The sequence below is a fragment of the Leisingera sp. ANG-Vp genome (assembly GCF_000813725.1).
Lineage (GTDB): Bacteria > Pseudomonadota > Alphaproteobacteria > Rhodobacterales > Rhodobacteraceae > Leisingera.
This window is the reverse complement of sequence record NZ_JWLD01000078.1, coordinates 1-11,372: the sequence shown is the minus strand read 5'-3', so window position 1 is coordinate 11,372 and position 11,372 is coordinate 1. Positions and strand designations below refer to the sequence as shown.

Annotated in this window: 11 protein-coding genes and 1 tRNA gene; 6 read left to right on the top strand and 6 right to left on the bottom strand. The window is 62.2% G+C overall.

Annotated features, from left to right (window positions below):
• The first annotated feature begins 62 nt into the window (after nucleotides 1–62).
• From RA20_RS21375 to RA20_RS21365, 3 genes are all read left to right on the top strand, one after another.
• Entirely contained in the window at nucleotides 63–908 is an 846-nt protein-coding gene (locus tag RA20_RS21375; protein WP_039133571.1) for an ABC transporter ATP-binding protein, read from the top strand.
• Between the two features lie 17 nt (nucleotides 909–925).
• Nucleotides 926–2,143 (top strand): phenylacetate--CoA ligase family protein, encoded by a 1,218-nt coding sequence (locus tag RA20_RS21370; protein ID WP_039133579.1) that lies wholly within the window; start codon nucleotides 926–928, stop codon nucleotides 2,141–2,143.
• Between the two features lie 143 nt (nucleotides 2,144–2,286).
• Nucleotides 2,287–3,963 carry an ABC transporter permease gene (locus RA20_RS21365; RefSeq protein WP_039133568.1) on the top strand — a complete coding sequence of 559 codons (1,677 nt, stop codon included), beginning with the start codon at nucleotides 2,287–2,289 and terminating at the stop codon, nucleotides 3,961–3,963.
• A gap of 62 nt (nucleotides 3,964–4,025) precedes the next feature.
• On the opposite strand, the gene RA20_RS21360 is transcribed toward RA20_RS21365, so the two are convergent.
• Both RA20_RS21360 and RA20_RS21355 read right to left on the bottom strand, forming a co-directional pair.
• Nucleotides 4,026–4,886, bottom strand: coding sequence for a CobW family GTP-binding protein (locus RA20_RS21360; protein ID WP_039133576.1), 861 nt, complete (start codon nucleotides 4,884–4,886; stop codon nucleotides 4,026–4,028).
• A 218-nt stretch (nucleotides 4,887–5,104) separates the two neighbouring features.
• Entirely contained in the window at nucleotides 5,105–6,121 is a 1,017-nt protein-coding gene (locus RA20_RS21355) for a Fe(3+) ABC transporter substrate-binding protein (protein WP_039133565.1), read from the bottom strand.
• 256 nt (nucleotides 6,122–6,377) lie between these two features.
• Here RA20_RS21355 and RA20_RS21350 point away from each other — a divergent pair, with 256 nt between their 5' ends.
• Nucleotides 6,378–7,040, top strand: coding sequence for a LysE family translocator (locus tag RA20_RS21350; RefSeq protein ID WP_039133561.1), 663 nt, complete (start codon nucleotides 6,378–6,380; stop codon nucleotides 7,038–7,040).
• A gap of 106 nt (nucleotides 7,041–7,146) precedes the next feature.
• Here the strand turns inward: RA20_RS21350 and ykgO are convergent, their stop codons facing one another.
• Both ykgO and RA20_RS21340 read right to left on the bottom strand, forming a co-directional pair.
• Entirely contained in the window at nucleotides 7,147–7,272 is a 126-nt protein-coding gene (gene ykgO, locus RA20_RS21345; protein WP_005648635.1) for a type B 50S ribosomal protein L36, read from the bottom strand.
• 78 nt (nucleotides 7,273–7,350) lie between these two features.
• Nucleotides 7,351–7,425: transfer RNA gene (locus tag RA20_RS21340), tRNA-Val, on the bottom strand.
• 162 nt (nucleotides 7,426–7,587) lie between these two features.
• Here RA20_RS21340 and RA20_RS21335 point away from each other — a divergent pair.
• Nucleotides 7,588–8,448: an N-formylglutamate amidohydrolase gene (locus RA20_RS21335; RefSeq protein WP_039133546.1), complete on the top strand. Its 861-nt coding sequence runs from the start codon at nucleotides 7,588–7,590 to the stop codon at nucleotides 8,446–8,448.
• Nucleotides 8,449–8,463: 15 nt separating this feature from the next.
• On the opposite strand, the gene RA20_RS21330 is transcribed toward RA20_RS21335, so the two are convergent.
• Nucleotides 8,464–9,717 carry a DNA polymerase IV gene (locus tag RA20_RS21330; RefSeq protein ID WP_039133543.1) on the bottom strand — a complete coding sequence of 418 codons (1,254 nt, stop codon included), beginning with the start codon at nucleotides 9,715–9,717 and terminating at the stop codon, nucleotides 8,464–8,466.
• Nucleotides 9,718–9,810: 93 nt separating this feature from the next.
• Here RA20_RS21330 and RA20_RS21325 point away from each other — a divergent pair, with 93 nt between their 5' ends.
• Nucleotides 9,811–10,233 (top strand): NUDIX hydrolase, encoded by a 423-nt coding sequence (locus RA20_RS21325; protein ID WP_039133540.1) that lies wholly within the window; start codon nucleotides 9,811–9,813, stop codon nucleotides 10,231–10,233.
• Between the two features lie 399 nt (nucleotides 10,234–10,632).
• Here the strand turns inward: RA20_RS21325 and pyrF are convergent, their stop codons facing one another.
• A complete protein-coding gene (gene pyrF / locus RA20_RS21320; protein WP_039133574.1) occupies nucleotides 10,633–11,349 on the bottom strand; it encodes an orotidine-5'-phosphate decarboxylase in 717 nt (238 codons plus the stop codon).
• Between the last annotated feature and the right edge of the window lie 23 nt (nucleotides 11,350–11,372).

The window sequence follows — 11,372 nt, the reverse complement described above, 5'->3', positions numbered from 1 at the left end:
GCCGCCGCACCGCGCGACACGGTCCCGGGTCAAATCCGGGACAGGCATGAGGACACGCTTTGATGCTGGATGCAGCGAACACTGCCGATACCGCAGATGTGCAGGCCGAGACCCTGCTGGAGGTCAACAATATCGAGGTGATCTACAACCACGTGATCCTTGTTCTGAAAGGCGTGAGCCTCAATGTGCCCAAGGGCGGTATCACCGCGCTTCTGGGCGGCAACGGGGCCGGCAAGACCACCACGCTGAAGGCGGTGTCGAACCTTCTGCACTCCGAGCGCGGCGAAGTGACAAAGGGCTCGGTCAAATACCGCGGCAGGGATGTGCATGCGCTGGACCCGGCGGATCTGGTGAAGCAGGGCGTCATCCAGGTGATGGAAGGCCGCCATTGTTTCGAGCACCTGACGGTAGAGGAAAATCTGCTTACCGGCGCCTACACCCGTTCTGACAGCAGCGCTGACATCCAGAAAGACCTGGAGATGGTTTATCACTACTTCCCGCGTCTGAAGGAGCGCCGCAAGAGCCAGGCCGGCTATACCTCGGGCGGTGAGCAGCAGATGGTGGCGATGGGCCGCGCGCTGATGTCCCGGCCGGAGACGATCCTGCTTGACGAGCCTTCGATGGGTCTCGCACCGCAGCTGGTCGAGCAGATCTTTGAGATCGTGAAATCGATCAACGAGCAGGAGGGTGTGACCTTCTTGCTGGCCGAACAGAACACCAACGTCGCCCTCAGGTATGCCCACTACGGCTATATCCTGGAATCGGGCCGGGTGGTGATGGACGGACCCGCGGCCGAGCTGCGGGAGAACCCGGATGTGAAGGAATTCTACCTCGGCATGTCGGATGAAGGGCGCAAGAGTTTCCGCGATGTGCGCTCGTACCGCCGCCGCAAGAGGTGGCTGAGCTGATGCGGGATGGTGATGCGATGAGCTATTTTGACACGTTAGAAACCCGCAGCGCAGATGAGCGTGCCGCAGACCTCGCCGAGGCTCTGCCCGAGCAGATCGCCCGTGCCCAAACTGCACAAGGCTACGCCGGAATGCTGGATGGTGTGGATTCTGCCGCGGTGACTTCGATCGAGGCGCTGGCCGGACTGCCGGTGCTGCGTAAATCAGAGCTGAGCCGGGCGCAGGCAGCCAATCCGCCCTTTGGCGGCTTTACAGTGAAGCCAGCACATGGCTTTGCACATATCTTCCAGAGCCCCGGTCCGATCTATGAGCCAGGCGGCGTGGACGGTGACTGGTGGCGGATGGGGCGGTTCCTGAATGCTGCGGGCATCGGCCAGGGCGATGTGGTGCAAAACTGCTTTGGCTACCATTTGACGCCTGCCGGCATGATCTTTGAAAACGGCGCCCGGGCCGTTGGGGCTGCGGTATTGCCCGCAGGCACCGGCCAGACCGAGCTGCAGGTGTCTGCGGCGCGGGATGTCGGAGCCACCGCCTATGCCGGAACGCCGGATTATCTGAAAGTGATTCTGGATAAGGCGGATGCGATGGGCGTGGACCTGGCCTTCTCCAAGGCTGCAGTGGGGGGCGGTGCTCTGTTCCCATCGTTGCGTCAGGAATATGCGGATCGCGGCATCGCCTGCCTGCAGTGTTATGCGACTGCTGACCTGGGCAACATTGCCTATGAGAGCCCGGCAATGGAGGGGATGATTGTCGACGAGCATGTGATCGTCGAGATCGTTACGCCTGGCACCGGCAACCCGGTGGCTCCGGGCGAGGTGGGCGAGGTTGTGGTGACCACGCTCAACCCCGACTACCCGCTGATCCGCTTTGCCACTGGCGATCTGTCGGCAGCAATGCCGGGTGTCTCGCCCTGCGGCCGCACCAACATGCGGATCAAGGGCTGGATGGGCCGGGCGGATCAGACCACCAAGATCAAGGGCATGTTCGTGCGCCCCGAACAGGTGGCCGCGCTGGTCGACAAACATGCCGAGATCGTCAAGGCGCGGGTCGTAGCCAGCCGCGATGGCGAGATGGATGCGATGACCGTGCAGATCGAAGCGGAAGGCGGCGATGAAGCAGCCTATGCCCGCTCTGTCGCTGAGGTTCTGAAACTCAAGGGCAGGATCGAGGTTGTGGCTCCTGACGCTCTGCCCAAGGATGGGCTGGTGATCGAGGATCAGAGAACCTACGACTGAACCCTTTGCACGGCCTGAACTGCGGGTGCCTGGCAGGGCACCCGTTTGCTGTTTCAGCTTTCGGCTGGGGGGAATGTGCTTTCCCGCTGGAATTTCCGACAGGAATAGTCGTAATAGGGCGACGCGAAACTTCAGCCGGACCCATGACTGCCGCGAATGATCCCATAGAATACGCTTCCAACGGCCGCCGCCGCGGCAAGAGCGGGGGCGGAGTCTTTGCACTGCTGGCCTGGGCGGTGGCGCTGTCCTGTGTCCTGCCAATGCTGGCAGTTGCTCTGGCGGCGATATTCGGCGGGACGGATACGATCCGTCATCTGGCCGGTACTGTTCTGCCGGGGTATTCGCTGACCACTTTGGCGCTGGTGGCCATGGTTGCCTTCGGCACTTTTGCCGTCGGCACCGGTGCGGCCTGGCTGGTCACGATGGCGCGGTTTCCGGGCGTCCGGTTTCTGGAGGTGGCGCTGGTGCTGCCGCTGGCCTTTCCGGCCTATGTTCTGGCCTATGCCTATACCCATATTCTGGACCATCCCGGCATTGTGCAGGCCAGTTTGCGCGGAGTGACCGGCTGGGGGCCGCGGGACTACTGGTTCCCTGAGATCCGTTCCACCGGCGGTGCGGCGGCGATGCTGGTACTGGTGCTTTACCCCTACGTATATTTGCTGGCGCGGGCGGCCTTCATGCAGCAGAGCGCAGGTGCTTTTCTGGCGGCCAGAGCCTTGGGCAAGAATGCCTGGCAGGCCTTCTGGATGGTCAGCCTGCCAATGGCGCGGCCTGCCATTGCTTCGGGCGTGCTTCTGGCGGTGATGGAGACGATCGCGGATTTCGGGACGGTTTCCTATTTCGGGGTGCAAACCTTTGCCACCGGCATCTATACCAGCTGGTTCTCGCTGGCGGATCGCGGCGGTGCGGCGCAGCTGGCGCTCTGCCTTTTGGGCTTTGCCTTGACGCTGGCAGTGGTGGAGCGGGCCACGCGGGGGCGTGCCAAATATCACCACGCGGGCAAGCATCACAACCAGATGCCCCCGGCTGAACTGGGCGGGATCAAGGCGGCAGCGGCTGTTTTCTTCTGCTCGGTGCCGGTGATTTTGGGATTCCTGCTGCCGGTGATCATTCTGTTCACGATGAGCTTCGATTCCGAGCAGAACCTGCTCAGCCGCCGCTACATTGACTTCACCGCCAACTCAATCACCCTGGCGGCGGCAGCGGCGGTCCTAACGGTGGCGGCTGCAGTGTGCCTGGGCTTCTATCAGCGGCTGCGGCCAGGGCGGATGTCCTCTTTTGCGGCATACTTGGCTCGGCTGGGCTATGCGGTGCCCGGCGGGGTGATCGCGGTAGGTCTGATCGTGCCCTTTGCGGCCTTTGACAATGCACTGGATGCCTGGATGCGCGAGGCCTTTGGGATCCGGACCGGGCTTTTGGTGACCGGATCCATCTGGCTGCTGGTGGCCGCGTACGGGGTGCGTTTCATGGCGGCGGCGCTGGGGGCCTATGAGGGCGGGCAGGCCACCATGCACTCGAACATGGATGCGGCAGCGCGCTCGCTGGGGCAAGGTCCGATGGGAATGCTGCGGCGGGTGCATCTGCCGATCCTGACCCCCAGTCTGCTGACCGGCCTGCTGATCGTCTTCGTCGACGTCATGAAGGAATTGCCTGCAACTCTGATCATGCGCCCTTTCAACTTTGACACGCTGGCGGTGCAGGCGCACCGGCTGGCCGCCGACGAGCGGCTGGAGGGCGCTGCGGTGCCCTCTCTGGTGATCATGGCGGTCGGGTTGCTGCCGGTGATCCTGATCTGCCGCCAGGTTGGGCGGCGGCGCTAGGCGCCAAGAATTTTGAGTAAAATTCTTGGCAAGAAAATTTAGAATTTTCTTGTGCTTGCGGCTCAGGCCGCCCACCAGGCCTCGATCTCATCCCGGGAAATACGGTCAGCCGGACCCAGAGCCACAAGCAAGGTTTCCTCTGCTTCACAGCGCTTGGCTTCGACGTGGCGCCCGACTACGTGCAGCTCATAAGCGCCGCCGGTGGTCAGCACAAAGCCTTTCATCCGGTAAAGGCCCGCGGGCCGCTCCGCCAGCTTGTCTCCGAGCGCGCGCCGGTCCAGCACCTTGCTGCTGCGGTGCTGCCACGTGGCGTAGGCGGGATGTGCTGCCACCGCGCGGCCTTTGGGCAGCGGCACCACGTCGAACAGCAATTCTGCCACGGGTGAGCCGTTCAACACGGTGGGGGTGCGGGCGCCGGCCTTGTTCAGAAGTTCAGACAGGGGCTCAGAAATCTCATCGCATTTGGTGGCAATCACCAGATCGGCTGCGCGGACCTGCTGTTCCGCCTGCGGTGCGACCAGCGGATCGTTCAGCAGGTTTCCGGCATTCACAGCATCCACCAGAGTAACGATACCAGCGTAACTTAGGCCGCTTTCGTTCAGCACCGTGTTGGCGATAGAGACCGGGTCGGCAATGCCGCTGGCCTCAATCACCAGGTGGTCAGGGCGTTCCGGCTGGTTCACGACCTGATGCAGCGCCAGCGAGAGGTCGCCGTCCATTGAGCAGCAGACGCAGCCGTTGGTCAGCGCCAGCTTGCCGCCTTCGGTCTCCTGGATCAGCGCATCGTCAATATTGACCGCGCCGAAGTCGTTGACGATCACAGTGAGCTTCAGTCCGTGATCTTCACTCAGCAAGCGGTTGATCAGGGTGGTTTTCCCGGCCCCCAAATACCCGCTGATAATCGTTACCGGCAACCGGTTCATACGCTCCATTCCCCCAGAGCGCGGCGTGCTCCCGACTGCATGATTCCCCCCGAATTTCAAGATGCGCGAACGTATAGGCGCTGTGCACAGACGGGTCTAGCAAAAGCTCGGCTTTCACTGATTTGTCAGGCCTGTGCAGGCCAGTGTGGCATTTGAGGGACGAAAGGTTACAAAAAAGGCGCGGAAATTCCGCGCCTTTTCTCAACAATGCAAAGGCTTTACTTCCAGCCAACGTCGTTGAAGATCTTTTGTGCTTCCGGCAGGTTCTTGGCGACCTCGGAGAGGTTCACGTCATCCGGCTTGAAGTGGCCGAGGGCTGCGATTGAAGGAGCCAGGCCAACACCCGGAACCGCCGGGTATTCGTCATTGCCCGCCGAGAAATACGCCTGGGCGGAATCACTGGCGAGATACTCCAGGAACTTAATGGCGTTTTCTTTGTTCGGGGCGTGCACGGCGACACCGCCGCCCGACAGGTTCATATGCGCGCCCTCGGTGTTCTGCGACGGGAACAGCCAGCCGATCTGGTCGCGGTTGTCCGAGAGGCCCTTGACGTTTTTGCGGATCGAGCGGGCGAAGTAATAGCTGTTGGCCACTGCGATATCGCATTCGCCGGAGACGATGCCGCGCATCTGGTCGGTATCGCCGCCCTGCGGGTCGCGCGCCATGTTGGCAACCACGCCTTCGGCCCACTCCTGCGCTTTCTCAGCACCGTGATGGGTCACGATCGACGCCAAGAGGGTCTGGTTGTAGGTGTTCTTGGAGGAGCGGATGCAGACTTTGCCCTTGTAGGCCGGATCAGCCAGATCCAGGTAGGTCAAGGGCGGGCTCGAAACCTCGGCCTTGTCGTAGAAGATGATGCGGGAGCGCTGGCTGAAGCCGAACCACTGGTTGTCTTCGTCCTGCAGGTATGCGGGGACACGGGTCTCCAGCACATCGCTTTCAATGCTTTGCAGCACGCCGGCATCCTTGGCGCGGGTCAACCGGGAGGTATCGACAGTGATCAGGACGTCGGCGGGGGAGTTCTGGCCTTCGGCCTTCATCCGCGCGATCAGCTCATCCGCGTTGCCTTCGATCCGGTTGATGGTGATGCCTGTGGCGTCTTCGAACTCAGAGTACAGCTGCTCATCGGTGTCATAGTGGCGCGAGGAATAGATGTTCAGCTCGCCTTCAGCTGCGGCGGAGGTGGCAACTGCTGCGCTCAGCGCGCCGGCCAGTACGGTTGTGGCTTTCAGCATTGGATGTCCCGTTCTTCTGTGGCTTGTTATCCGACTGAAAGAGTCGATTAAAGCAATCGGCGAAAGATGCAACGAATTTCTGACTGAAACACTCGGAAAGTTTACCCGGGCGCCGCTCTGCGATTCTTTTCGGGGGCTTGCAGCCGTGGCGGAGACGGGCGGCCGCGGCTCCAAAATGTCGTAATCAGAGCCGCGGTCAGAGTGGACCGGGCGAATCCGGCCCGCTAGGTAGGGGGAGAGTAAAAGGGAGGGCGATATGCCAGCAGTTGAAACCCTGATATCCTTTCTGGCCGCCTTGGTGCTGCTGGAGCTGTCTCCGGGACCGGACATGATGCTGGTCATGGGGCGCGGCATTGGCCAGGGGCGGAGGGTCGCCTTGTTTACAGTTGCGGGGATGATCCTTGTAGCGGGCGTAGTGCAAGTCGGGCTTTTGGTTCTTGGCCTTGCGTCGCTGCTGGCGGCTTACCCGCAGGCGCTGGACCTGATCCGCTGGATTGGGGCCGCCTATCTGATGTGGCTCGGGCTGCAGATGCTGCGGGCCAGCCTGCGCCCGCGAACGGAGCTGCGCAAAGTGCAGGCGGTCACCAACCGGCAAGCGGTGCAGCAAGGGGCTGTCAACAGCCTGACCAATCCCAAGTCGCTGCTGTTCATGTTTGCGTTCCTGCCGCAGTTTGTGGACCCGGGGGCAGGCCCGGTCTGGCAGCAGTTCCTGATCTTTGGCACGTTGCAAAAACTGGCGGGGATTGTTTCGCTTGGAGGTGTTGCCCTGGCTGCGGGCTCTGCAGGCCAATGGCTGGCCCGGAATCCTGCGCTGGTCGCCTGGCAAGAGCGCTTCACTGGGGCGGTGATGATCGGGCTGGGGCTGCGGCTGATCCTGTCCGGTCAGGCCAATGCCGCAGACGCCAGGGTTCTGCGTTGAGCGGACAGGGGGAGCACCCCGCCTCGGCTTGACAAGGACATCGACCACAAACACAAAAAAACCGCATCGGATGATGCGGTTTTCTGCATGTCGCTGTTTGCGGATCTTAGCCCTGGCGCGCTTTGAACTTGCGCTGGGTCTTGTTGATCACGTAAACGCGGCCTTTACGGCGCACAACCCGGCAATCGCGGTGCCGGTTCTTCAGCGAACGGAGCGAGTTCTTGACCTTCATGGCCTCTCTCCTTGTCTGCGGCGCGAACCAGCGCCTGGGTTAGCGGGTGCTTGGGCCGAAGCCGAAGCAGTGAATGGATGGTGGGCGATACAAGGATCGAACTTGTGACCCCTTCGATGTCAACGAAGTGCTCTACCGCTGAGCTAATCGCCCACTCTGGCCTGCGCTGCCTCCTGCCCCTTAGAAGTGAAAGGGGCGCGGGGTGCCGCGCCGGTGAGGGGGTCTATAAATAGAGTCGCCGGCGGGCGCAAGAGCTTTTGACCGCAGAAATTTCCGCTCTATGCTGTTTCTTGCAGAAGAAGCACCGGAGCAAGGATGCCTGACACAGCGTTTTCCGTGATTTTGCCGCAGAAACTGGCCTCGGCAGTGGTTTTTGCCTCTCCGCACAGCGGCACGGACTATTCCGATTCCTTTATGGAACAGACGATTCTGGGCCGCCGGGTGATCCGCAGTTCCGAAGACGCTTTTGTCGATCAGCTGTTCGCGGCTGCTCCGGGATTCGGAGCGCCCTTGCTCACAGCCGTCAAGCCGCGTGCCTACCTGGACTTGAACCGTTCGCCCGACGAGTTGGATCCGGCGCTGATCGAAGGGGTGCAGAAGCGCGGGCAGAACCCGCGGGTGGCGTCGGGGCTGGGGGTGATTCCCCGGGTTGTTGCAAACGGGCGGGCGATCTACCGCGGCAAGCTGCCGGTGGCAGAGGCAGAGCGGCGGATACGTTGTTACTGGCACCCCTATCACAAGGCTCTGAAGGGGCTGCTGGATCAGGCGCACCGCCAGTTCGGCCAGGCGATTTTGGTTGATTGCCATTCAATGCCGCATGAGGCGATCGATACCATGGCGCCGCGCAGCGGGCCCAAGCCCGAAGTTGTTCTGGGCGACCGGTTCGGGGCGGCAGCGGATAGTGCAATTGTCGACCGGATTGAGGCAGCCTTCGCCGCGGCGGGCCTGAATGTGTCCCGCAACACGCCTTTTGCCGGCGCTTACATCGCCCAGACTTACGGCCGCCCGTCCCGGCGTCAGCACGCGGTCCAGATCGAGATTGACCGGGCGCTGTATATGGATGAAGCGAATATCCGCCCCAATGGAAACTTTGACGAATTGAAGAAACTGCTGCACCAGGTGACCGCAGAGATCGCGGCTATCGGTCAGGAAGAGCTTCCGCTGGCGGCGGAATAAGCGGTCAGCCGGAGTTTAGCGCAGCGACCGCCCTTTCAGAATTGCCCCCTCTCCGAATTTCTTGCGGATTGCGTCGGTGGCGCGCTCCGCTTCGGCGCGCTGGCCTGCCAGCGGGTCCAGCAGATCGCCGCTTTCGTCCGCCTGCGATTCGGGAACCAGGTCGGAGATGCCGCAGCCCAGCAGCCGGTAGGGGCCTTCGTTGCCAACCTGATCCAGCAATCCGCGGGCCGTGCGGTAGATCCGGTCGGCGATCTGCGTGGGGCTGCGCAGGGTCACACGCCGGGTCAGGGCGGAATGGTTGGCGCGCTTCAGCTTGAGCGTGACAACCCGGCCCGCCAGCTCCCGCGCCTTGGCGCGGTCTGAGACCTGTTCGGCCAGTCGCCACAGATGGCCATCCAGAACCTCCAGGCTGGCAGTATCTTCAAAGAAGGTAGTTTCTTTCGAAATCGATTTGACCGGTGCATTGGCCGAAACTTTGCGGCGGTCCTGGCCGCGGGCCAGGTGCCAAAGCCGGTCGCCCATGGAGCCGAAACGGCTGTGCAGTGCTTCCCTGTCCCAGCGCAAAAGATCAGAGAAAGTGCGGATGCCGGCCTTGTCCAGGCTGGCCTGGGCTGCCGGGCCGATGCCCCAGATCAGCCGCACCGGTTTTTCACGCAGGAAATCAGCAGTCTCAGCCTTGCCGATCACCGAAAACCCGCGCGGTTTGTCGAGATCAGAGGCGACTTTGGCTAGGAACTTATTGTGGCTGAGGCCAATGGATCCAGTGACACCCAGCTCGTCCTTCATCCGTTTGACCAGCCGCGCCAGCATCACCGCGGGCGGTGCGCCGTGCAGTTTCTCCGTGCCGGTGAGATCCATGAACGCCTCGTCCAGCGATAGCGGCTCTACCTCCGGTGTCAGTTCATTCATCAGCTTGCGGATCTCGCGGCTGACCTCGACGTAAACGCTCATCCGCGGCTTGATGACCACCGCGTCTGGACAGAGCTTCAGCGCCTGGAACATCGGCATTGCCGAACGCACACCGCGGATGCGGGCGACATAGCAGGCGGTGGAGACCACGCCGCGCTTGCCGCCGCCGATGATCACCGGCTTGGTCGCCAGCTCCGGATTGTCGCGCTTCTCGACGCTGGCATAAAACGCATCGCAGTCCATATGGGCGATGGAGAGGGAAAAGAGTTCCTCATGCGTTTTCACCCGCGGGCTGCCGCAATGGGGGCAGCGCCGGACAGGGGCGATCTGGCTCAGGCAGTCTCGGCACAGGGCATGCATGGCGGCGGGAATTCTGCTGGATGTAGGGACAGTTCAGTGTAGCTTGCGGCTGAGGCCTTGTCTTTAGCGCGGCCCATTCACAAGTGACAGATCATGACACGGGCAGATGAAGAATTTTCCGGCGCAAAACTGGCGCTTTTTGTGGGGCGCGGCCTGCTGGTGATCCTGCGGGACGACAAGCCGGACATTCCTTACCCCGGTCACTGGGATTTGCCGGGCGGCGGCCGGGAGGGGGCAGAGAGCCCGCAAGCCTGTGCATTGCGGGAAACCGAGGAAGAGGTCGGACTGGTTCTGCGGCCCGATGCTCTGACCTGGTCCCGCGCTTACCGGCGGCCGCGGGGAAAGGTCTGGTTCTTTGCAGCGCATTTACCTGCGGAAGCTGCCAGTCAGATAAGGCTGGGCGATGAAGGGCAGCGGTGGACGCTGATGGCGCCGCAGGCCTATTGCGCGCACCCGTTGGCGGTGCCGCATTTCTCTGACCGATTGCGGGAGTACCTGGCAGCAAAAGCTGTCTGATTTGTGTACCGGAAAGAAAGATCCCCCGCTGGTTGGCGGGGGGAAGGTGACGGACCTCAGGAAGAAAAGCCCGTCTGGGGAGTGTCTCAAGTCCTAGAATCGCGCAGCCTTGGCCGTTTCGCAAAGTTCCCGGGGGGCGGGCAGAGTTGCGAAACCGCATGGTGTGCTTTTGAGGGCACAGGACAATTTGGCGCAGAATTGCAGGCGGCGACGGGTTTCTCGTGCAAAAAGAGGGGGTTGACGTAGCGTCACTATACTTTTGCACCATAGCCAGAGGGGGTCGCCTATGCTTAGCGCAAAAGATTTATTTCTGCCTAATTTTTAGGCAGAGGCGGCCAGGGCCGCCGTCTGCGCAGGCAAAATCTGTCTGGACTGAAGATTTCCGCCGGGGGTCAGCCGTCAGACTTGGGCGCCGGCGAGCTCTGTCAGGATAGCTTCTGCGGCGGCGCGGGGGCTTTCGGCCTGCCAGATCGGGCGGCCCACAACGATGTGGTCAGCGCCATCGGCGATGGCTGCGGCCGGGGTGGCAACCCGCTTCTGGTCGCCCAGGGCCGCACCGGCGGGACGGACGCCCGGGGTGACAATCAGCTTGCCTTCAGCCTCGGGCAGGGCGCGGATCAGGGCCGCTTCCTGCGGGCTCGCAATCACCCCATCGGCACCAGCGGCAAAGGCATTGCCGGCACGTTCCAGCACCAGGTCCTGCACCGCGCCGTCCTTGATCAGCGCGCCATTCAGGTCCTGGCGGTCCAGCGAGGTGAGGATGGTGACGGCGAGAATCTTGAGATCCTTGCCAGCGGCGCCTTCCTTGGCAGCGCGCACCACATAGGGGTCGCCATGCACGGTGAGGAAGTCGAGATCGAACTGCGCCAGGCCGCGCACCGCGTTTTCCACGGTGGCGCCGATGTCAAAGAGCTTCATGTCGAGGAAGATGCGCTTGCCATGCTCCTGTTTCAGCTCATTGGCCAGTGCCAGCCCGCCGCCGGTCAGCATACCGAGCCCGATCTTGTAGAAGGAAACCGCATCGCCGAGCTGCTCGGCGAGCTTCAGTCCTGCCAGCGCGTTGGGGACATCCATGGCAACAATCAGGCGGTCATCGGCGCGCGGGGCTTGGGTCATGGGGCGGTCCTTTGTGGCGGGGG